25 protein-coding genes and 1 pseudogene are annotated in these 20,906 nt (G+C 57.1%); 12 read left to right on the top strand and 14 right to left on the bottom strand.

The features are described from left to right. Positions 1 to 10: 10 nt before the first annotated feature. Both IMCC21224_RS21645 and IMCC21224_RS21640 read right to left on the bottom strand, forming a co-directional pair. Positions 11 to 994, bottom strand: coding sequence for a hypothetical protein (locus tag IMCC21224_RS21645; protein WP_047997702.1), 984 nt, complete (start codon positions 992 to 994; stop codon positions 11 to 13). Next, entirely contained in the window at positions 991 to 2,508 is a 1,518-nt protein-coding gene (locus IMCC21224_RS21640; protein WP_047997701.1) for a sugar ABC transporter ATP-binding protein, read from the bottom strand. The genes IMCC21224_RS21645 and IMCC21224_RS21640 overlap by 4 nt, the downstream gene beginning before the upstream one ends. A 148-nt stretch (positions 2,509 to 2,656) precedes the next feature. On the opposite strand from IMCC21224_RS21640, the gene IMCC21224_RS29020 reads away from it, so the two are divergent. Further along, positions 2,657 to 3,088, top strand: coding sequence for an MFS transporter (locus IMCC21224_RS29020; protein ID WP_082135400.1), 432 nt, complete (start codon positions 2,657 to 2,659; stop codon positions 3,086 to 3,088). On the opposite strand, the pseudogene IMCC21224_RS27375 reads toward IMCC21224_RS29020, so the two are convergent. Further along, positions 2,976 to 3,774: pseudogene (locus IMCC21224_RS27375) on the bottom strand (IS5 family transposase). The gene IMCC21224_RS29020 and the pseudogene IMCC21224_RS27375 sit on opposite strands and share 113 nt — an antisense overlap. A 118-nt stretch (positions 3,775 to 3,892) precedes the next feature. Beyond that, positions 3,893 to 4,249 (bottom strand): helix-turn-helix domain-containing protein, encoded by a 357-nt coding sequence (locus IMCC21224_RS21625; RefSeq protein WP_047997699.1) that lies wholly within the window; start codon positions 4,247 to 4,249, stop codon positions 3,893 to 3,895. A 110-nt stretch (positions 4,250 to 4,359) separates the two neighbouring features. Here IMCC21224_RS21625 and IMCC21224_RS21620 point away from each other — a divergent pair, with 110 nt between their 5' ends. Both IMCC21224_RS21620 and IMCC21224_RS21615 read left to right on the top strand, forming a co-directional pair. Beyond that, positions 4,360 to 5,064 (top strand): glutathione S-transferase family protein, encoded by a 705-nt coding sequence (locus tag IMCC21224_RS21620; RefSeq protein WP_047997698.1) that lies wholly within the window; start codon positions 4,360 to 4,362, stop codon positions 5,062 to 5,064. Between the two features lie 252 nt (positions 5,065 to 5,316). Next, a complete protein-coding gene (locus IMCC21224_RS21615; RefSeq protein ID WP_156178395.1) occupies positions 5,317 to 5,565 on the top strand; it encodes a hypothetical protein in 249 nt (82 codons plus the stop codon). Between the two features lie 358 nt (positions 5,566 to 5,923). On the opposite strand, the gene IMCC21224_RS21610 is transcribed toward IMCC21224_RS21615, so the two are convergent. Then, complete coding sequence (locus IMCC21224_RS21610; protein WP_047997697.1) at positions 5,924 to 6,379, bottom strand: MarR family winged helix-turn-helix transcriptional regulator; 456 nt, start codon at positions 6,377 to 6,379, stop codon at positions 5,924 to 5,926. Between the two features lie 56 nt (positions 6,380 to 6,435). Between IMCC21224_RS21610 and IMCC21224_RS27370 the strand changes: the two genes are divergently transcribed. The 3 genes from IMCC21224_RS27370 to IMCC21224_RS21595 all read left to right on the top strand — a co-directional run bounded on the left by IMCC21224_RS27370 (position 6,436) and on the right by IMCC21224_RS21595 (position 9,313). Beyond that, positions 6,436 to 7,446, top strand: coding sequence for an NADPH-dependent FMN reductase (locus tag IMCC21224_RS27370; protein WP_197089285.1), 1,011 nt, complete (start codon positions 6,436 to 6,438; stop codon positions 7,444 to 7,446). 17 nt (positions 7,447 to 7,463) lie between these two features. Further along, positions 7,464 to 7,685, top strand: a complete 222-nt coding sequence (locus IMCC21224_RS21600; RefSeq protein WP_082135397.1) for a Fic family protein — start codon at positions 7,464 to 7,466, stop codon at positions 7,683 to 7,685. A gap of 89 nt (positions 7,686 to 7,774) precedes the next feature. Beyond that, positions 7,775 to 9,313 (top strand): IS3 family transposase, encoded by a 1,539-nt coding sequence (locus IMCC21224_RS21595; protein WP_047997695.1) that lies wholly within the window; start codon positions 7,775 to 7,777, stop codon positions 9,311 to 9,313. Positions 9,314 to 9,526: 213 nt separating this feature from the next. On the opposite strand, the gene IMCC21224_RS21590 is transcribed toward IMCC21224_RS21595, so the two are convergent. Both IMCC21224_RS21590 and IMCC21224_RS28285 read right to left on the bottom strand, forming a co-directional pair. Beyond that, positions 9,527 to 10,153: a DsbA family oxidoreductase gene (locus IMCC21224_RS21590; protein ID WP_047997694.1), complete on the bottom strand. Its 627-nt coding sequence runs from the start codon at positions 10,151 to 10,153 to the stop codon at positions 9,527 to 9,529. Continuing rightward, complete coding sequence (locus tag IMCC21224_RS28285) at positions 10,150 to 10,476, bottom strand: hypothetical protein (RefSeq protein WP_047997693.1); 327 nt, start codon at positions 10,474 to 10,476, stop codon at positions 10,150 to 10,152. The genes IMCC21224_RS21590 and IMCC21224_RS28285 overlap by 4 nt, the downstream gene beginning before the upstream one ends. 108 nt (positions 10,477 to 10,584) lie before the next feature. Here IMCC21224_RS28285 and IMCC21224_RS21580 point away from each other — a divergent pair, with 108 nt between their 5' ends. After that, positions 10,585 to 10,968 carry a helix-turn-helix domain-containing protein gene (locus IMCC21224_RS21580; protein WP_047997692.1) on the top strand — a complete coding sequence of 128 codons (384 nt, stop codon included), beginning with the start codon at positions 10,585 to 10,587 and terminating at the stop codon, positions 10,966 to 10,968. 147 nt (positions 10,969 to 11,115) lie between these two features. Next, entirely contained in the window at positions 11,116 to 11,301 is a 186-nt protein-coding gene (locus IMCC21224_RS27995; RefSeq protein WP_156178394.1) for a helix-turn-helix domain-containing protein, read from the top strand. Positions 11,302 to 11,308: 7 nt separating this feature from the next. Here the strand turns inward: IMCC21224_RS27995 and IMCC21224_RS21575 are convergent, their stop codons facing one another. Both IMCC21224_RS21575 and IMCC21224_RS21570 read right to left on the bottom strand, forming a co-directional pair. Then, a complete protein-coding gene (locus IMCC21224_RS21575) occupies positions 11,309 to 11,944 on the bottom strand; it encodes an NAD(P)-dependent oxidoreductase (protein WP_047997691.1) in 636 nt (211 codons plus the stop codon). A gap of 30 nt (positions 11,945 to 11,974) precedes the next feature. Beyond that, a complete protein-coding gene (locus IMCC21224_RS21570; protein ID WP_047997690.1) occupies positions 11,975 to 12,922 on the bottom strand; it encodes an EamA family transporter in 948 nt (315 codons plus the stop codon). 89 nt (positions 12,923 to 13,011) lie between these two features. Here IMCC21224_RS21570 and IMCC21224_RS21565 point away from each other — a divergent pair, with 89 nt between their 5' ends. Beyond that, a complete protein-coding gene (locus IMCC21224_RS21565) occupies positions 13,012 to 13,497 on the top strand; it encodes a MarR family winged helix-turn-helix transcriptional regulator (RefSeq protein ID WP_047997689.1) in 486 nt (161 codons plus the stop codon). Positions 13,498 to 13,850: 353 nt separating this feature from the next. On the opposite strand, the gene IMCC21224_RS21560 is transcribed toward IMCC21224_RS21565, so the two are convergent. Beyond that, positions 13,851 to 14,642: an endonuclease/exonuclease/phosphatase family protein gene (locus IMCC21224_RS21560; RefSeq protein ID WP_197089308.1), complete on the bottom strand. Its 792-nt coding sequence runs from the start codon at positions 14,640 to 14,642 to the stop codon at positions 13,851 to 13,853. Between the two features lie 201 nt (positions 14,643 to 14,843). Between IMCC21224_RS21560 and IMCC21224_RS21555 the strand changes: the two genes are divergently transcribed. Continuing rightward, entirely contained in the window at positions 14,844 to 15,395 is a 552-nt protein-coding gene (locus tag IMCC21224_RS21555) for a putative glycolipid-binding domain-containing protein (RefSeq protein ID WP_047997898.1), read from the top strand. 292 nt (positions 15,396 to 15,687) lie between these two features. Here the strand turns inward: IMCC21224_RS21555 and IMCC21224_RS21550 are convergent, their stop codons facing one another. Then, complete coding sequence (locus tag IMCC21224_RS21550) at positions 15,688 to 16,575, bottom strand: hypothetical protein (RefSeq protein ID WP_047997687.1); 888 nt, start codon at positions 16,573 to 16,575, stop codon at positions 15,688 to 15,690. Between the two features lie 114 nt (positions 16,576 to 16,689). Continuing rightward, a complete protein-coding gene (locus IMCC21224_RS21545; RefSeq protein ID WP_231582175.1) occupies positions 16,690 to 17,655 on the bottom strand; it encodes an NAD(P)-dependent oxidoreductase in 966 nt (321 codons plus the stop codon). A 195-nt stretch (positions 17,656 to 17,850) separates the two neighbouring features. Between IMCC21224_RS21545 and IMCC21224_RS21540 the strand changes: the two genes are divergently transcribed. Next, positions 17,851 to 18,465 carry a TetR/AcrR family transcriptional regulator gene (locus tag IMCC21224_RS21540; protein ID WP_047997685.1) on the top strand — a complete coding sequence of 205 codons (615 nt, stop codon included), beginning with the start codon at positions 17,851 to 17,853 and terminating at the stop codon, positions 18,463 to 18,465. Between the two features lie 187 nt (positions 18,466 to 18,652). On the opposite strand, the gene IMCC21224_RS21535 is transcribed toward IMCC21224_RS21540, so the two are convergent. Further along, positions 18,653 to 19,579 (bottom strand): LysR substrate-binding domain-containing protein, encoded by a 927-nt coding sequence (locus IMCC21224_RS21535; RefSeq protein ID WP_053079148.1) that lies wholly within the window; start codon positions 19,577 to 19,579, stop codon positions 18,653 to 18,655. Positions 19,580 to 19,597: 18 nt separating this feature from the next. Between IMCC21224_RS21535 and IMCC21224_RS21530 the strand changes: the two genes are divergently transcribed. After that, the gene (locus tag IMCC21224_RS21530; RefSeq protein ID WP_047997684.1) at positions 19,598 to 20,479 is read left to right on the top strand and encodes a DMT family transporter; all 882 of its coding nucleotides are present in this window, start codon (positions 19,598 to 19,600) and stop codon (positions 20,477 to 20,479) included. Between the two features lie 273 nt (positions 20,480 to 20,752). Here the strand turns inward: IMCC21224_RS21530 and IMCC21224_RS27990 are convergent. Further along, positions 20,753 to 20,906, bottom strand: a 154-nt coding sequence (locus IMCC21224_RS27990; RefSeq protein WP_255348004.1) for a helix-turn-helix domain-containing protein, incomplete at its 5' end; no start/stop codon positions are given.

Below are 20,906 nucleotides of genomic sequence, written 5' to 3'. Positions count from 1 at the left end.
TGATGAATGCTCAGCCGCGCCCTGTCCTCAGGCGGTCCAACGCGACGGCGAAGATAATGATCGAGCCCTTTATGATGTATTGCCAAATGTCCGGCACTCCGGCCAAAACCAGCCCGTTCGACAGAACCGCGATGATCAGCACGCCGACGATGGTGCCGACGATGCCCCCCTGTCCTCCGGTGAAACTGGTGCCGCCCAAAATCACCGCCGCGATCGCGTCAAGTTCATAGGCCTGTCCCATTTGCAGCCCGTTGGCAGAGTAGAGCCTGGCCGAGGCCATAACCCCGGTCAGCCCCGCCAGCAGACCTGAATAGGCATAGACCACTAGCAGGATGACCCACACCCGGATGCCAGCCATGCGCGCCGCTTCCATGTTGCCACCGACGGAGTAAATCCGTACGCCCAGAACGGTCCGCCGCAGGATCACCCAGGTCAGCAGCGCGACGGCCATGCCGGTCCAAACCAGCGAGTGCACTCCGAGAAGATGCGCGTTCCCGATGACGTCATACGCCAGCTCGGGGTTGATGACGGTGCGGTCCTCGCCCATCATGCGCGCCAGACCGCGTATAGCGGTCAGCCCGCCAAGCGTCACTATGAAGGGCGACAAGCCAAACCCGCCGATTAGTAGGCCGTTCAGCAGACCGCAGCCCAGCCCGACCCCGAGCGCCGCAAGCGGGGCCAGTGCGCCGAAGGCGGGCGAGAGACTGACCGCCACGCCCGCCACCGCCGAAGCGGCTAGGATCGACCCGACCGAGAGGTCGATGCCGCCAGTTAGGATCACCACTGTCATGCCACATGCCAGTACCAGGTTGATCGAGGCCTGCTGGGTGATCACTTGCAGGTTCTGAATCGTAATGAACCGGTCGTTCAGCAAGGTGAACCCGATGCACAAAAGGACCAGCACCGGCAGCATTCCGAGTGCCCGTAGCATCCTCCGCGCGTCAAGTCGCAGGGGCGACAGCGATGCATTGGCGGACTGGGGCGCGTCGCTCATGCTGCCGCCTCCGTCATTCCGGTCGCCAGTGCGATGACTTGTGCCTCGGTTGCAGGTGCGTCGGTCGTGTTCGCCATACCGCCCACAATGCGACCCTCGTAACAGACCAAGATCCTGTCGGCCACACCCAGTAGTTCCGGCAGGTCGGACGAGATCATCAGCACTGCCCCGCCGCCCTTCACGAAGTCTTCTATAATGCCGTAGATCTGCGCCTTCGCGCCGACGTCGACCCCTCGCGTCGGTTCGTCCAGCAGTACGACTTTGGGTGCGCTCTCCAAAAGGCGCGCCAGCATCGTCTTCTGCTGATTGCCGCCCGATAGTCGCCGTACGCTCTGGTCAGGACCCGACGCGCGGATTGCCAGCGCCTGTATGGTCCTCTGCGCCCGCACACTCTCGCGCCCCCGACGGCGCAGCCAGCCCAGGCGGGCGTCGGCGCGTGTGGTCAGGACGTTGATGTTGTCGGCGACGGACATATCCGGAAACAAACCCAGTTTTCGCCGGTCCTCGGTGAGATAAACGAGACCGGCTTTCGCCGAACGCGCGACGCCCGCTGGCTGGATTGGCGTGCCGAAAAGACGGACCTCGCCCGCGGTGGCCCGTCGATAACCGACGAGGCATTCTGCCAGTTCAGTTCGCCCCGATCCGACCAGCCCCGCCAGCCCGACCACCTCACCAGCCCGGACGGTTACAGTGCCGTCACGAAGCAGCTCCGGTCCGGCCAGTCCCTTGGCCTCAAGCACAATCGGGCCGTTCTCCGCCCGCCGCTGCCGCTTGAAAAAGTCCGACGGATCGCGCCCAACCATCAGCTCCAGCACCCTGCGCTCCGTCACCTCCGCCCGATCCAGACGGGCGATGCTACGCCCGTCGCGCAGGACGGTGACATAATCTGCTAGACGATAGATCTCCTCCATCCTGTGCGTGACATAGACGATGCCCACGCCGTCGTCCCGGAGTTGTTTCACGATTTCCATCAATGCATCGGCCTCGCGGTGCGAAAGCGCGGTCGTCGGTTCGTCCAGGATCAAGACCCGTGCGTCGGCTATCAGAGCGCGAGCAATTTCCACCAAATACCTCTGCGCCAAAGAGAGATCGCCTAACCGCGCGGTGCAGGTGAAGTCCTGCGTCAAACGAGAGAGCACCTTGGCGCAGCGCGCCTGCGTCGCCTGGCGCAGGACCCAGCCAATTTTCGCAACCTCTTGGCCAAGAAGCATGTTCTCGGCCACCGTCAAATTGTCAGCGAGACTGAGTTCCTGATGTATGGCTGCGATCCCAAGATGCCGAGCAAGTCGTGGCGAATGCGTCTTGATGGGCTGTCCATAGACACGCAGCACGCCGGATCTGTCAGGCTCTTCTGCCCCAACGATCACCTTTATCAAGGTGGATTTGCCCGCACCGTTCTCTCCTACCAACGCATGAACCGTGCCTCGCTCTAGCGAAAAATCTACGTGGGTCAGGGCCTTGACCGGACCATAGGCTTTGGAAAGACCCGTGATTTGAAGTAGCGGTTCACGCATTGCAGTTCCTCCCCGTTGTCGATTCTCTAGAATAATATATTATGATACTTTAAATCACATTCAAGTGATTCTAATACATTATTAGAATAGTTTAGTTTGAAGCGGCATTGTGGTAAGTTCTGGGCGTGAAGGATCCACACAAGGATCTATGGGGCTAATGACATTCGTTTCCGCTATGGCGTCGCTGACTTTCGGCAGGTTGCGGGGTAGAATGGGTGCCAAGGTCATCTTTGTGGTCGGTCTGGCGGCGATGGCTCTCGGCATTACCGTGACAGGCGCAGGCACCACATTACTGACGGTGATGTGTGGGACGGGGCTGACAGGTCTCGGGATGGGGATCGCCATCCCGAATATCTTCGCAAGTGCCATGGCACTTGCATCGCCACAAACTCGTGGTCGAACAGCAGGTGTGATTACAGCAAGTCTATTCCTGGGACAGTTCGTGTCACCGCTTCTAGGCTCTGGACTCATAACCAAAAGATCACGGTTGCGGCGAGAGCGACGGCAGAAAGGAAGACCTTGGGGCTTCGGTCATAGCGCGTTGCTACGCGCCGCCAGTCCTTTAGACGTCCGAACATGATTTCAATCCGGTTGCGCTTTCTGTAGCGGCGCTTGTCCATTGCCCGACAGTGCATTGCAAAGCAATGTCACGAAAGGGGTATTTGACGGGCTTGTCGCGTGACTTTCGACCGGGGATGCAGGGCGTTATCTTCTTGTCTATAAGGCCTTCACGGAACCAATCCGCGTCATATCCCCGGTCCCCCAGGAGCCAGTCTGCGGTCGGAAGACTGCTCAGTAATGCTCTCGCTCCAGTGTAGTCGCTGACCTGACCAGCCGTCATGAAGAACCGTATGGGCCGCCCACGCGCATCGGTGACGGCATGCAGCTTGGTGTTCATGCCGCCCTTCGTGCGACCGATCAGACGTCCACGCCCCCCTTTTTTGACCTCAGGCTTGAGGCCGTGCGGTGTGCTTTGAGGTAGGTCGCGTCGATGGAGATCGTTTTGTTGTCGGGTGCCTCTGCCGCCAGGCCTGTCATAATCCTGGCGAACACGCCCATATCACTCCACCTTTTCCATCGGTTGTAGAGTGTCTTGTGCGGCCCATACTCCCGCGGCGCGTCACGCCAGCGCAAGCCGTTGCGATTGATGAAGATAATACCGCTGAGGACCCGCCGGTCATCGACACGTGGCACGCCATGGCTCTTCGGGAAATAAGGCTGAAGCCGCTTCATCTGAGCCTCGCTCAGCCAATACAGATTGCTCATAATGCCCCCTTTGGTTTGGGGACGGTGAATCATGCAGGCCTCGTAGCCTCAAGTCGATTAATGGGTCCTGAGCCTAAGACGGATCGGACGCGCATTCGCTTCTATGACGCGAAGTACTCTACTCAGCACCTAGCGAAGTGCCATCGGTCACGTTGACCCCTGTTTGCTCATCATTCTGCAGCCACCATTCCCCCAAGCCATCAAGCAACGGGACGAGTTTTTGCCCAGCCTCCGTCAAGTCATACTCAACCCGAAGGGGGTAGCCGGGAAATTGGGTGCGCTGCACCACACCGGCATCTTCAAGCTTGCGCAGTTCAAGGGTCAGCATCTTGTGCGAGATCGTCGGGTTATCCCGACGCAGATCACTGAACCGCTTTGTCCCATCCTGAAGATAGTAAACCAAGAGCGTCGGCCAGCGGCCACTGAGGACCTGCATCACCTCTTCTATCGGACAGCGTGAAATAAGCTCTTTCATAAACGCCTCATGGTAACAAAAAGGTTCGTAATTTACTTGATCCGACAGACACTTCAGGTTCGGAATACGCTGCGCAGCGTCATCCTATGTAACCTTGGAGACAATAAACAATGACGCCGATCTTAGTATATGGCTTCCCGTCGGGAAGCTCCATGGGGCTGGTCGCAGCACTGGAATGGCTTGGTAAGCCCTACCGGCTTTGCCGTGTCGATATGTTCGGAGAAATGCGCGATCCGGCCTATGCAAAGCTAAACCCACGCATCGAAACCCCTGCCTTGATCGCGGATAAGGGCCAGATCGTGACTGAAACAATGGCCATCGCCGCTTGGCTGGAAGCAAGGGATGCTGAGCGGCGCATCAGTTTTGATCCGCTCTCGCGTGACGCTGATCGCATGCATCAGCTGATGGCCTTCGTCAATACAGGCTTCACCGGAGCCTTCGGCCCCCTTTGGGCCGCAATGGAGATGGACGTCCCCGAGCCTGCTGTTCAGGCCGCCTGGCAAAAGCTGGGCATTGAAGGCGTACTTGACCGTCACGACAAACTGGAAGGGCTGATTGAGAGCGGGCCCTACCTGATGGGGGACCGGCCGACACTGGCAGATGGTATTCTTGTCGGTGTAGCACGCTGGCTGGAATTTCATCAGGTCGCAGAAGTCGCGCGCTGGCCGAAAATCTCAGCCATCCGTCAAGTTCTTGAGGCAGACCCTGCTGTTGTGTTTGCGACAGGGCTTGAGAATGGTGAACAGCTTACTGGCAACGGGTGCTGTCAAGGCCATGTCGCACTTGCAGATGTCATCGAGCAGTACGGCGTATAACGATTAATCGCGCCCCAGCTTATAAGCTGGGGCGCGATTAATTGACCATCGATGGCCGTCCGCTGTGCGCTCCTTGCGTCGGCCCCTCCAGCCAGAACTCAAGCCTTTCTCCCCCTGACCAAACCAACCGCTTCTGACCATGTAGTTAAGTCCAGAGGTTTTCGATCCGGCTGACCGGCAGCGATGCGGTGTTACGCGACAGTAGGGCCGGAAGCATTCGCCATCGTCGCTGCGCTTCAGGGGGACGAGGACATGGAACATTTTGCTAGCAATCTGCTGCGCCGCTATGTCGACGCGTATGCACAAGCCTTTCGCCCCTACATCGAAGCTCCTATGGATGTGCTTACAATTCGTTGTACGGCTATTGTGGGCGCGGCAGAAGCCCTTTCTGGCGTGATGCTGCGAAACGAAATCGAAAAGCGGGAAGCCGTATCAACTCTGTTTTCCCTGATTACAAGTTGGTTCGGTCATGAGTGTGAAACGACCCAACTGCGATCTTGACGCGATGGCTTTACTCGGTCTGTTTCTTTGTATCTTGAGCATGGAAAAATTCTGTCTCGGCTTCTGGGCGGCCGACGAGCGACTGAAATCGCGTGCCAAGGAACAAGCACCCGCTGGCGCTGGCTGAACACATTAACAGGACATGGCCTCACATCGGTCAACTGCGACACGCAGCAGACCTGAACCCAAGCGTTTCTACTCCGGGTACATAGGACGGACCGTATTTGTCCTACATATTCTGACCGAATTTTTTTGTCCGGTAGCAGCTGTTCGCAGCTTGGACAGCGAAAGTCGGGAACGAGCCCAATCTGACGTGTGCTGAGTCGCATATGGATGGCTGCTTCATGCTGGCTTTCATTCAATCTGGCTCTTGATAATTCTCGTGATGAATAAGCAGAGACTTCATCAACCTCAAGAATTCTGCCCTCTCATCTTGTGTTAAGGGCGCGAGTAAAATGTCCTGCGCCTCGGCCACGAGCTTGTCGAGCCGTTTCAACTCGGAACGGCCCTGTTCCGTCATCTCGACGCGCTTGTTGCGTCGGTCGGATGGATCGGGTTGTCGAGCAACAAGGCCCTCGGCTTCGAGTTTGTCGAGCATGGCTACGAGGTCTCCCCGGTCCTGCCCGGTGCGCGATGAGAGAACGCTCTGGCTGGCAGCCCCCCCGTCAGCGAGTGCAGCGAGGATACCATATTTGTTGCGTTCGAAGGCAGGCCCGACCTGGTTTCCCAGAACGCGCCGCCCGCTTCCGGCAAGATGGTTGAGCAACCATGTGGGTCGGCTCCATAAACGCCGCGTCGGCGCGGCACCGTGCATTGACAATTTCATAGAGAGATATTAATTGGAATACCAATCGTTGGCAACCCAATGAATTGGAGAATTTGATGATGAAGATAGCGATCGTGGTCAGCTCGACCCGACCAACTCGAAAGGGGCGGCATGTCGGAGAATGGGTATTGGAGAACGTATCGCGCCCCGATGCCCACTTTGAGTTGGTTGATCTCGCTGAAATCGACCTGCCGCTCCTTTCCGAACCGAAACCCGCGGTTTTCGGCCCGCCCTATGAACAGGAAAGAACGCGCGCCTGGTCGGAGACCGTTGCAGGATATGACGGGTTCATCTTCGTTGTGCCGGAGTACAACCACTCAATTCCCGCCCCGCTCAAGAACGCGCTCGATCATCTGTATGTCGAGTGGCATGACAAGGCTGCCGCATTCGTCAGTTACGGTGTCGATAATGGCGTTCGGGCGGTGGAGCATCTGCGCGGAATCCTGAGCGAACTTGGTATCGCACATGTCGGCCCATCCGTTGGTCTATCGCTGAGCGATTTTTCGGATGGTGTTGTGTCTGCGAACGAACGCAAAGCCGCTGCACTCGACGCCATGCTAGACAAGTTGATCGCATGGTGCGGGGCGCTTGCCCCCCTGCGCGTTTCGTCTGACGACAATCAGGACCGGCCCCGACTTGGCTGCAGTGATCTCGATAGCGCGCAAGCTGCAACAGAAAGCATCATTGCGGAGCTACAGGATGGCATCGACCAAGGGAACGCCGATATTTATAACCGGCACTTCGCGCTGGATGTGATGTGGGGCAATCCAAACGGAGGCACGCTGCTCGGATACGAAGAATTACACGCAATCCATGGGCAGCTCCTGTCGGCCAACGTCGCCGGGCCGTCACGCTACGAGATCGTCGCGGCGCGCAAAGTCGCCGTTGATGTGGTGGTAGCCCATGTGCGGCGTGCGGCGATCGACGCGAGCGGAGTAGCTCTCGAACCGGCGGCCGCCGGAGTGTTTTCCGAGATGGCACTCTATGTTCTTGTCCGAAGACGCGGGCAATGGTGGCTTGCAGCGGGTCAGAATACGCCAATTGCTTCCATATGATCTAGGGGTATTGCCATGTGTGGATCCATCCCTTCGCCAACGGCAATGGACGTTGGGCGCGGATCATGGCGGACGCCTACTTGGCGAAGATCAATCCGGACATCTTCCTCGACTGGTCTGGTGGTGGAACGCTGAACGCCGAAAGTGCACACCGGTCAGCCTACATCGCAGCACTCAGAGCCGCCGATCAGCACGACTTCGCGCCCTTGGTGGCGCTCGTGCGGTCACTCGCAAGGTAGCCGTCGGCTCCGACAGATATGTGAACAAGCATGCAATTTTGACCCCAAGGGGGTGCGGACGAAAAGTTGGACTATCTTGGAGATAGTTCATGTATAGCTACGAAGATCGAATGCGCGCGGTTGAGCTTTATATCAAGCTCGGCAAGCGCGTGCGGGCCACCATCCGTGAGTTGGGGTATCCGACGAAGAATGCCTTGAAAGGCTGGCATCGAGAATATGAACGTCGGCAGGATTTGCGGATACGTTCTGTGTCGCGCCCGCCTAAATTCTCAGATGCACAGAAGCGGGTGGCGTTGGAGCATTATGCCGGCCAGGGGCGCTGTATTTCATGGACGCTGCGTGCCTTAGGCTATCCTGGCCGGGCCACGCTGACGGCTTGGGTGCGCGAGGCCTTTCCTGAGACCGGGACAGTTTCCACCGGGGCATATGGAGCAGGAAATCACTCTGACGCCGTGAAGAAAGCCGCTGTGGTTGGACTTTATAGTCGTCAAGAAAGTGCGCAGGCTTTGGCAGAAAAGGTCGGAGTTAGCAGGCCGACGCTGTATGCTTGGAAAAACCAGTTCCTTGGCTCGGAGGCTCCTGCCACAATGAAACGCAAGAAAAGTGCTTCCTTAGATCCAGAGATCGAAGAATTGGAACTTCTGCGTGAAGCCCTGCAGCGCGACATCCGCGAACTTCAGATTGAGCATGACCTGCTCAAGACTGCGAGTGAACTGATAAAAAAGGATCTTGGCGGCGATCTGCAGGGGCTGAGAAATCGGGAAAAAACCAAGCTGATCGTCGCCCTAAAAAATCGGTATAAGGCGTCGGCGCTGTTGGCCCGGCTGGGTCTCGCGCGGAGTTCTTACTTTTACCACCGCGCTCGTATCGCACTGGACGATAAGTATCTTCCCGTGCGCCACGCCATGAAGGAGGCTTTCGAAAGCAACCATCGTTGCTATGGCTACCGACGCCTCAGAGCCTGTATGATGCGGCACTCTATCTCGATCTCCGAGAAAGTGGTGCGGCGCCTGATGAAACAAGAAGCCTTGGTCGTCCCAAAGCCCAAGCGGCGGCGCTACAGCTCATATCTGGGCGAGATCAGCCCTGCGCCCGAGAACATAATCAAGCGTGACTTCCAGGCTTCCGCGCCCAACGAGAAATGGCTAACTGATATTACTGAGTTCCACCTCCGATCGGGAAAAGTCTATCTTTCCCCGATCATCGATTGCTTCGACGGCCTCGTCATAAGTTGGACCATTGGGACCAGACCGGACGCCGATCTCGTGAACACCATGCTTGATGCAGCGGTTGAGACCATCGCTGACAGCGAAGCGCGGCCCGTAGTTCACAGCGATCGCGGAGGCCACTATCGCTGGCCTGGCTGGCTGGAACGTATAGACGCGGCAAAGCTCGTTCGGTCGATGTCACGAAAGGCGAGCTCGCAAGACAATGCCGCATGTGAAGGCTTCTTTGGACGCCTGAAGACGGAGTTCTTCTATCCTCGGGATTGGCGGGCCTTCACCGCGGCTCAGTTTATTGACGAGGTTGACGCCTACATCCGCTGGTATAACGAAACACGCATCAAGATGTCCCTTGGCGGCAGAAGCCCAATCGAATACCGAAAAAGCCTCGGCCTTATGCCGTGAAAACAGTCCAAGTTTTTGTCCGCACCCCCCAAAAGTCGGTTTTGCTTGGCATCTGACACAACGGGTGTCAAATGCCACGCATCTCCGACTCTTGGCACCCAATTTTCAGTATCTAATCAGTGAGCCGTGCCAAGCAATTCCGACCCAAATGCCAAGCATTTCCGACCCCGCTCGGACCTGCACAAAAGGCGCGCGCAGGTCCGGCCGAAGAGGTTAGTGTAGGGCACGCTTTAGTAAGTCTCTCAACGCCAATCCGTCTTGATTAACTGATACAGGCTGACCACCATCTATCACTAGGCTTGGCACCCCGCGAATGCCTTGCTGAGAACCTCGGCTTAGGTCCTCCCGAACAGCATCACCGAACCTGTCGGATTGCTGAAATCTACGTGCTTCTGCTTGTTCAATACCCGCCTCCAAAGCAATACCAGCTAGGACATCCAGATCAGCAATGTTTAGTCCTTCTGAGTGATATGCTCGGAAGAGGCGTTCGCGCAACATTTCCGCTTGCAAGGTTCCTTGAGCAAAATGGATGAGACGATGCGCATCAAATGTGTTGACGGGAAGCGCACGGTGTAGATTTAGATCGAGACCTTCATCCTTGCCCGTTGAAATAATTTGCGCGATCCGCGCCTCTGCCTCTTCTACGCTTGAGTACCATCCGAGCATGGCTTTGGCAGCGGTCTGATCGGGGACATTGCTCGCATTGCTATCAAGTTGATAGGCGCGCCAAGTGATCTTCGGGCGGGCATCGGGTGAAAGGTCTGCGAGCGCGTTTTTCAGCTTTCGGTGGCCGATGTAGCACCAAGGACAAACAAAGTCGGAATAGACTTCAATGCTCATGGTCGGACCTCTCCGATTGGGACAAAGGTTTGTCTCGAACCTTGGGTGGAAAGCTCGCGAAAGGCCCTCTCCAGCGCAGCCATGCGACCTTTCGAATCCGACTCGCGTTCGAAGGCGTGGAAGGCATCTTCGGTCTCCCATTCGACTATTGCTCGCACGATCAATCCATCAGTGCTGGCCAAGAAGCGAGCGGAGCCATATCCAGGGTAAGATGCAACCCATTCTTTCTGGATCTCTGCGAACGCTGACGCGATCTTTGCTTGGTCCTCGGCGTTGGATGCCGAGTAGTCGATGATGGAATAAAATTCTGGGGATGGCTTCATTTCACACTCCTTTTGCGTCCACTGACTTGCACATGACGTTCGGTTATGAACTAACTATATGAAAGCCCTCGACCCAGACAAGAACGCACTTTTTGGTAAGGCGCTAACATGGTGGACGTGACTAAAGATGACAGAACCCAAAGCCTTCTTACGGAGGGCTGTCTATGGCGTGATGTCTTTAATCACGTCACAAGCCGTTGGGGATTTCTGATCCTGATCGCTCTGGTAAACAGCCCCTTGCGTTTCTACGAGTTGCGCAACACAGTTGAGGGTATCAGTGAGAAAATGCTGTCTCAAACTGTCAAACTACTCATGCGCGATGGTCTGGTGAGCCGACATGTAGAAAAAACCATTCCGCCCCAGGTATCTTACGCACTTACGGATATGGGCCGTGAGATCGCTATGAAGCTAGATGTCGTTTCCGATTGGATCGGCGCTCATGCGAGCGAAATAGAGCAGGCGCAGGCACGTTTTGATCGCATAGCGGGCTGAGCCCGACGATCTGGTGAACTGTATTTTCCAAGCACCCTCGTACCGGCGGCAGATGATGGAACGGGAGCTTCAGGCATAAAACCGGAACCGGCCTGGCCGCTGCGCCCGCTACCGGGGATGTCGATGGCTTGATTGGTGCCGGACGGCATGAGCCGACGGACGCACGACGTGGCGCAAGCCTACAAGGGACGACGTAAGCGAGTGGGCGACGGAGAAATCCGCAGGCTGGTAACGCAGGGCATTTCCAAGACCCGGATCGCCCGCAATCTCGGCGTGTCCTGCCTCACAGCCTATCGGGCGCTGGAACCCCTAAAACCGAATAACAAGCTATGACGGTGCGTCAGTATCCAATGGTGAACTGCGCTCGGTGGTGTTTCGGGTTTTCCGCTTCGTCCAGCAGTGCCACAGCGGCATCCTCCATCGACAGTTCCGATTTCCCGTTGGAATCGACCAGCAACTCGTTTTGGCCCGTCCGATAGCGACCGGTGCGTTTTCCCGGATTGAACGACGCTGAGGGGCTGAGGTATGCCCAATCCACCTCCGTCTCAGTGCGGCAAACCTCCAACTGGTCGAGACTGGCCTGACCGATATGGCGAAATTCCGGCGGCAGATAATTCGCATTCTCGATCACTGTCTTTCCGTCGCTGCCCGGCACAACGAGATTGGCAGCACCGCCCAGAACCAGTAATCTGGTCCCGCTTTTGCCCATGCCGCGCAGAAGAGCTTTGGTTGTCTCGGCGACGGTGGATTCTTGGCCCGGAGAGGGCCGAACTGCGCTGATGACGACGTCCTGACCCTTGGCCAATTGAGCGACATTTTCGGAAATTCCGGCATCACCGATGTTGAAGGTGACTTTGTCCGGCATGTCATCTGAGCCTTTGCGTGCCACAGCGGTCACCTCGTGACCTCGCGACAGGGCTTCGGTGACAATCCGGCGACCGGCACTACCGGTCGCTCCAAGAATGGTGATCTTCATTTGGTTAATCCTTGTCGATATTTGGGGGGCTCACGATTTTACGCCTTTGCGTGCAGTCGCTGCCTTCATGCCGCCCCATGTGACAAGAGCAACACCGAGAGCAATCAGGAAGGCTCCCGGCAACAGACCGTCTGGCACAGCTTCGTTTTGTAGCAATACCGCGATAGGAACGCCGACAACCGCGCCGACCGATCCGAGCAGGCTCAGCAGAACCGGTCCGGCGGTCTTCTGCAGCAGGAACAGCAGTAGGAATTGTCCCGAGAAAACCGGTACCTGCGCGGCAATCAGGAGAAATGGCATAGCATCGCCCATTGGCACTGCGAGCGTGAAGCCGGGAAGCAAACCTGTCATTCCCAGCATGATCGAGGCCGCTACCAGCATCCCCGGTGCCAATGCTTCGGGGGACGCATCGCGCGGCCAGTGCAATGTGCGATAGATGTTGCCGACCGCCAGTAGCACCGGCCCGCAGAGCGCCAGCAGAATCCAGAGAACATCGGCGTCCGGCGCAGACAACTTGCGGATCGCCAGGATGCCCGCGCCAGCAAGTGCCGCCGCAACGCCAAGAGCGCGCAGAGCCTGAAACCGTTCGATCCCGATCGCCAGCGCCCCGAGATAGGTCAAGAGCGGCGGCAGGGCGATGATCAGGGCGACAAACCCAGCGCCAATATGGGGGATGGTCGAGAAGAAGATCAGGTTCGACCCGGCCACACTGACCAAAGCGGCAATGGTGTAATACCTCAGACTGCCCATGTTGAGAGGCGGCGGATCATTCCGCAGCAGGGCAATAATCAGCAAAAGGATTGCGGCCCCGGTAATAGACCAGATCAGGAAGGCCAGCGGTGCCAATCCAACGTCGCCCGCATATTTTGCCAGATTGGTGGAAAGCCCGAGGAGCGCCCCCCCGCCCAGAAGACAAAGCAACGGGGTCAGCCAGCCTGTGCCGGATGGAAGTTCGTGAGCCGTCTTCAATATCCGCATAATCTACTCACCCCAGCCAGTTATCTTGACTTCAAGATACAATGCGATTAATCTTGAAGTCAAGATACAAGCGCTGCTAAGATGACGGTATGGATCACGTCGACAAAATTCTGGAGCAATGGCATCGGGAACGCCCCGAGCTGTCCATCGCGCCCATGGGCACGATCGGGCGGATCAAGCGTCTTCATCAGCATCTCATGCTGGGCATGGCAAAGACATGGGCCGCGCACGGTCTGAATGCCGCCAGTTTTGACGTGTTGGCAACATTGCGCAGATCCGGTTCGCCTTACGCCTTGTCGCCCGGTGAACTGATGGCATCCACAATGGTGACATCAGGCACAATGACGAACCGCATCGATCAACTGGCGAAGGTTGGATTGATTGAACGGGTCAGAAACCCGGCAGATGGCCGCGGCTTCCTCGTTTCTTTGACGAACAAAGGAGTCGAGATCATCGACACGGCTGTCACCGAGCATGTTTCAACCCAGGCGAATCTGGTCTCCGCCTTGTCAGACGACAAGCGCGCCCAACTGGATGACCTGCTCAAGCGATTTCTCAAGGGCTTCGAAGCCTGATATGGTTTCTACTCCATATCTTCGAAGGCTCGCTTCCATACCTTCGTTCAAGCTCACTGCACGGCTAGCGACAATCCACTGAACTCATTTGTGAAAAGCGACATGGCTTCGTTCTGGCCGCCATCTTGTGTAAAGCAAGACGCCCCCTCAATGATACTATATCCGGACCAGTCAAATGAGAATCGTTTTCTGCCGCAAATGCTGGGACGAGGTCATCGGTGATCCGGCGTCCTGTGAACAATCCCCTACCGGACAGCGAGCCGACGTTCATCGGAAAGCTTGCCACCGTCCGCAACGCGGGACTTTACTGCCGTTCGATCAGGAAAATTGAGGGGCAGCTTTGGCGTTAGAGGCTATAGCTTGAGAACAAGCGGACAGTGATCCGAGACTTCAGGATCGTGGATGACATCGAACTCCTTCACGACCTCTTTTTGGTTTATAGCCATGTAGTCTGCGAACCGTCCGGGCTTCTTGTATTGCGTGTTTCGGGTGCTGGCGAAACCGCGACCTGTCACCAATTCCGTCATCCCAGCATTTGTCAGGATCGCGAGAGTTTCACTGTTTGGTTCGACATTGAAGTCACCGCAGACGACCACCACGTCCTCAGGTTCGGATACCTGACATGAAAGATTATAAAACCTTCGCGCTTGGGCGGTACGTTCGGGCGTGTCCATCTTGCCGTTTAGGTCGCGCAGCCCGTGCATGTGTGTGACACTAACTGTCCGTTTGGCAGTGTAGTCATAGACCCTGATACCGTGTGCGCTACGAGACCGAGGGTGATCGCCATAGCCAACCGGTGAAAAGTCTTTGTGAACGAAACCCTGCACCTGACCAATTATTGGGAAGGATCGATGCACGAAGGTTGCCAGTCCAAATTGCGACGGAATTGGCTCATCCTCGTCCCAAAGGACGCCCTGTGCTGCCGGACAAAAGACCGCGACATGATTGGGCAAGGCATGCGAGACATCACGGAAGAAATTGGCGCGCTGTGGTAGAGTATGATCACCATCACGGTAGGTCAGCCAATCTTTTTTGGACTCTGGACTATGAATGACTTCCTGAAGGCACAAGATGTCGGGCGCGGTGGTTTCGACATACGGTAATAGGGCACTGTGCAGTTTTCCTCCCCAACCGTTCAGACACATTATTTTCACGAGCCATCTCCTTCACCTAGTTGAAGCCGACATTCTTTGCATTGAAGGAGGAATGCAAGAAGGGCTCAAACCGGACCTTCGCCGCGCCCGTAAGCAAGATCGGCGCCGAACCTATCGGCTAACGGCGGCTGTGCGGGGGCATTGCTGCCGTTAGCGGCGAAAGGTAGTATGATACAGAAAACGGAGAGTTTGATGCACACCGTATTGTGGCGCCGATTAGATCAACAAGGGCACGATGCTTGTCGGATTGCTGCGACCGCGCAGGGTTGGACGATCGAAGGCACTGCTGTTTTCGAACAAAACGGAGCTGTCGCCAATCTGGCGTATCGCTTGTTCTGCGACCGCGCGTGGCGGAGTCGCAGTGCATCTGTATCGGGATGGATCGGTGATCGTCCTTTCAATCTGATCCTGGAACACGAGAGGACAGGGGATTGGCGAATAAATGGCGAAATCGACCCTGCTATGCAGGGGTTAAGTGACGTCGACCTCGGTTTCACGCCCGCCAGTAATACCAATGCGATCAGACGAATGGATCTCTCTGAGGGCTCCGACGCGGACTGCGTAGCGGTGTGGCTTGACACCGAAGATTGGACGGTAAAACGGCTGCCACAAAGCTACCATCGGACTGGCCCGCAAACCTATGCGTATGCCTCACAGCAGCACGATTACCGCGCGACGCTCGTCACGGACGGTTTTGGTGCGATAACCGATCATCCCGGACTTTGGGCCATGTGCCGACACTGACGTGTCCCGCCTGTGTAATGCGTGCGAGAAGGGCTCCTTGCGTCGGCCCCTCCAGCCAGAACTCAAGCCTTTCTCTCCCTGACCAAACCAACCGCTTCTGACCATGTAGTTAAGTCCAGAGATTTTCGACCCGGCTGACCGGCAGCGATGCGGAGATAGCGAAAACGACCCGTGACGAGTCCCGCCATGCCGCCGATAAGTGTCGAAAGCCCCGGCTCACAGCGCATGCGAATGGAGCTTACGTGCAAAGATAATTTAGATCGCCAAACTGTCCGCCCAAAGCCATTATGAGTTACATCGGTGCATTCTGACCATTGATCGCAATACCGTGTTCGCACGCCAGGCTGACCACGTGTGCTGCATCAAGCACGTTCTCGGGAAACCACAAGCCAGCGGGAGTCGCTGATCGGCCATCAAGGCCTAGCACGCGCTCCAAGGCGAATGCTAAAACGCGTCCACTTGCCATCGTATGGAAGCCGTTACTCTCTATCGTTATCCGCCGATTGATAGTACGACTGTCTCTGCCGCGTCCCTCGACCTCGATAACGACCTCGTGGCGGGCAGTTGGCGACGGTTCGCGAACAGCAACATCAAATCGCACCGACCGCGCCTTCGTAGCAGCGGCGATGCTAGCGACATCCAACAACGAAAGAGCGCTGGCTTCATAGACAACCCCATCCGATCCAGCAAACCGCCGCGTCAGGTTCGACCCCTCTGCCCAGAGCCAACGACCTTCGTGCCGGATCAGAGGGTGCGGTGTTGCGCGCCCAACACGAGCGGCATCGGCTTGGGCCGTCGCGCCACCAAGATCGGCTTCATCAAAGATCGCGGCAACGCGAACTGAGATGACGTCGGCAAAGTCCCGAGTATGATGCAGAGTTGCCATCGTAACAAGGCCACCAAGATGGTGGCCGAACAGCAGGATTGGTATTTGTCGACCGTCGGTGCCTGAGCGAGTGGTGAGCGGTGCAATCTCGACTGCATAGTCAGATATCGCGACATACGCGGCCCCGTTAGCGATAGCGTTATCAAGCGCATGCAGATACTCGTCCTTGGCAAAGACAAGCGACGGCTCGATAAATAAGACCGGGTGCCAGTCCCAAACCGGGCGTTGTGAGATCGCACCCGACGCCCTGCGCGACGCCCAGCTCCTCCGCGAGTGCAGTCGCTCGCGTGACATCACGCCCGGCTATAATGAGCTTCATATTCGGGTAAAGCTGCCGGATAGTTTTTGCAGCCTCACGACCCACGGCACCGTATCCACCGACCATGAGAATGCCACTATTATCACTGCTCATGGCACCAGCTTCTCCGACCTGATCGCTTCGAAGCCATCTGAATGATGCCATTTGTCATCAATTGTCACACCGATCTCGCGAAGCAGATTGACCGCCCGCGTGGGATCGACAACGGCGTGCGGCAGGTACAGTCCTGGGGCCAATTTCTTACCTGTCCTGAGCCCGAGCATGTCTTCGATTGCCAAACTGACACCCAGAGCGGTCATGGGAGCCTGACCATCAGGATGGACTATAGCGCGCCTGGCGTGCGTCCGCCGTCCATCCTGAGAGGTGCCGCCGATTTCGACCAGTATCTCGTGGGAAAACCTTTCGCCGCGTCGGCGAGAGGAGGTTTCGCCAACCGCAAACTGAAAAACAATATCCTGTGCATCAGTCGCTGCCGACAAGCTCAGCACGTCAAGATTTCCGAACGCTTGCGCGTCAAAGCTTCTTCCGTCCACTGCCTCGAACGTACCTGCCGCATCCTTTCCGGAGACCCATATGAAGCGGCCGTTCTTTCGTAATAAGCCGGACGGTCCAGCCTGTGTCTGGCGCACGTAATCGGCTTCCGCAGCGCCCCCGCCAATATCCTGATCATCCAGCAAAGCCGATACAAGGATGCTATCAATACGATCAAAGCTGCTTGCGAGGTCAAGAGCAGCAAATGTGCTCGTACCAGCAAGCCAATTACTGGCAAGCAGCACGGGAGCGGCTTGCGGACGCTCGCTGAAAACCGCCGCCTGGGGCCCAAGTTCGAAGGCTGCGCTTGAGATATCGATAAAGGCGGCACCGTGATCCTGCGCAAAGAGCTGGCCGTTCAGGGTCTCATCTTTGACAAACATGGCGACAGCGCCGACAGAAACGCCATGAGCTAATCCGAGATCGCGGCGACTCAAATCCAATGCCACGCCCTTAGAGTTGCCGAGCTCAGCGGCTATGGCTTCCGCTCGCTGAAGGTTGCGACCGCCTGCAAGAATAGGCAAGTCAGGCCATCGCTGCCGAAGCCGAGTTGCCGTCTGTCGCCCGACAACGCCGGAAGCGCCAACCACTAGAACCCATCTATTTTCATTTGCCATCTCGTTCTGATCCTACAACTAACTTACGCCCACTAGACTAAGTGAGCGCATCTATGTACAATATTTAACCTACACTATGTATATAGTCAATCGGATTCTTATATGGATGTCAGAACGAAGCGAACACGCCTGAGTCGAGATCAACGAAGGCGGCAACTTCTTGATTCAGCGAAAGCCATGGTCGGCGCGCACGGCGCAGACGCGCTGACACTTGTGTCACTCGCCGAGTCGGCTGGAGTCAGCCGACCGGTCGTGTACGACCAGTTTCAGACAAGATCGGGCTTGTTCATCGCGCTTTACGAAGAGATAGCCGAACGGCAATTCGGCATGCTCCGAGACCGCTTGGCAAAAGCCGACCCTAACTTTCGGTCTGTCGCCGAAGCAGCAAGTACAGCGTACATGCGGTGTTACGCGACAGTAGGGCCGGAAGCATTCGCCATCGTCGCTGCGCTTCAGGGGGACGAGGACATGGAACATTTTGCTAGCAATCTGCTGCGCCGCTATGTCGACGCGTATGCACAAGCCTTTCGCCCCTACGTCGAAGCTCCTATGGATGTGCTTACAATTCGTTGTACGGCTATTGTGGGCGCGGCAGAAGCCCTTTCTGGCGTGATGCTGCGAAACGAAATCGAAGAGCGGGAAGCCGTATCAACTCTGTTTTCCCTGATTACAAGTTGGTTCGGTCATGAGTGTGAAACGACCCGACTGCGATCTTGACGCGATGGCTTTACTCGGTCTGTTTTTTTGGATCATGGGCATGGAAAAATTCTGTCTCAGCTTCTGGGCGGCCAACGAGCGACTGAAATGCGGGACAAAGCGGCTGTCTACGAAATCGGGTTCAATGATCGCTTTGTATGGGTGCGTGAAGCACAGATTCAGACGTCAAATCTTCTGCCTGTCCGGATTACACGTCGTGCGCACATACACACTCCACAAATCTTTGAACAGAAACGCGCTGCTCGTGCGCTGAGACAACGACGAAATGGCGCCGCGGATTTTCAGCGCTGCTTTCGTTGAGCCGCAACACATCCGGCTCGCACACTTGCTCTTCGTTATGTTCGCGCCGCAACAAGGCCCCGATGCCCCGCCGCATCGCCTCCAAAGCAAGGTCGTAGTCCTCGAACCGCATGTCAGACGCCTTCATCCGGTATCTAATGCCGTGTTGCGCAAACCAGTGCTGCCAGAGCGATGTGTCGGAATCGTGGATCAGCGGCAAAGCGGCAATCGCCTGCGGTGTCATCTTTTCCGCCGCGCCACTCAACCTGGCGGATGCAACCGGGCACAATGTCTCGCGGCGCAATGGAATGGCGGTCAGCCCGTCCCAATCGCCTTTGCCATAGCGAATGGCGACATCGGTTTGGCCATCGCCTAGTGCGACAGGCTGATGCGAAAGAGACAACTCGATCCGGTAGCGTTGCGGTTTGCCGATCAGATCGGGCAGACGCGGCATCAGCCAAAGACGGGCGAAAGACGGCAGGACGCTGAGCCGGATGAGCGTCGGACCGGTAGCGGGCTTCCACCGATCCGCGCTGCGCTCCAAGGTTTCGACGGCTTGATCGAGGTCCGCCGAAAACCGCTGACCGGCGGGCGTCAGCACTACGCCGCGACCACTGCGCTCGAAGACGCGCGTGCCGAGCCAGGCTTCGAGTGTCTGCACCCGCCGCAAGACAGTCGCGTGATTGACGTTCAGTGCGCGCGCCGCCTGTGCGAACGATCCGCCATTACGCGCGGCCTGGAAGGCCAGCAAGGTTTCAGTTGGAGGAAGGGAGGAAATGCTGTGCGTCATGCGCACAGAAGAGCCTTTCTTTGCAGCATATGCAACAGAATCCACCGCAAGTATCCTGTTCTCATGTTGCAAACACAATCAGCCAAGCTGACTGCCGCCGGACTTTGTGCCGCTGTCACCATCCTGTTCTGGGCGGGGTCTTTTCCCGCCATCACTTTGGGCCTGACCGGGTTCGACCCGCTACCTCTTGCAGCCTTCCGGTTTCTGATCGCATCAGTCGCGCTGTTCGGACTCGTGCTGTTCCGGAACGGCGGGCCGACGCTCCCAACGGTCCGGGATGCGGCATGGTTTCTGTTCTGTGGCGCTCTTGGGATCGCAATCTACAATTGCCTGCTGAATACCGGCCAGAAGACCGTCAGCCCGGCTGCCGCGAGCTTTCTGATCGCCTGTCAGCCCGTCTTTGCCGCCATCGTGGCAATCGTTTTTTTTCGCCAGCGGTTCGGGGGCGCTGGTTGGATCGGAACCGGCATCTCTCTTGGAGGGGCTGCGATCATTGCCACGGGTCAACCAGGCGGGATGGACCTTGGCGCCGGTGCGCCACTCATACTGATGGCGTCGGTCTGTTCCGGTGCGTTCTTTGCGTTTCAGAGGCCGCTTATCGCGCGATATGGTCCGCTGGTCAGCAGTTTCTGGACCTTGCTTGCAGGGGCGGTCCTGTTGTCACCATGGGCGGTCTGGGGCTTGGGTCAGTTTGGCACTGCTCCCCCTTCCGCCCTGATGGCGCTGGCTTTTCTCGGGCTCTTTCCCGGCGCGCTCGCCTATGTCACATGGATGGTCGCGATTGACGGGTTCGGCGCTCCAAAGGCCGCAAACCTCTTGTTTTTCATGGCCCCTGTCGCCAGCCTTCTGTCGATCCCACTTGTTGGTATGTGGCCAAACTGGACGACTATCCTAGGTGGCGCGTTCGCAATCGTCGGCGTCTCGATTGTCCACAAATCCCGTTGAGGGTTATCGTTCGGTTGATCAGCGATTGCGGCCATTGGAACGCAACGCAGCATTCGGCGGAATGGGCTCACGACATCAGCCAAATGCGCCAATGCCGCGAAGCGGCTTCGTCCTTGGGCTCTTTTCCTCTTTCGCTGCAATTTTCACGAATGACCGCTTGGCCCCGCCCTACGGATGTAGCATCGCGCTCTGGGTCGGCGATGTGACACAAAAAGTCGGTTTTGCTTGCTCCGCGCTCTTACGCTTCATCGCCTGCGGGTCTCGCTGAGGTCTTCAGTTGGTGGCGCGCCACATCCGATACCGACCCTGCCCGGTCACCTCGCGGATAAGGCCTCGCGTTTCCATCCAGGCGAGGTTGCGCTGGACGGCGGCGCGGCTGGCACCGGTCAGGGTCTCGGCCATTGGAGCGGAGACGACGGGCCATTCG

This window comes from Puniceibacterium sp. IMCC21224 (assembly GCF_001038505.1).
In the GTDB taxonomy this organism is placed as follows: domain Bacteria; phylum Pseudomonadota; class Alphaproteobacteria; order Rhodobacterales; family Rhodobacteraceae; genus Puniceibacterium.
The sequence above is the reverse complement of the archived record's forward strand: the minus strand, read 5'-3'. Positions and strand labels throughout refer to the sequence as shown.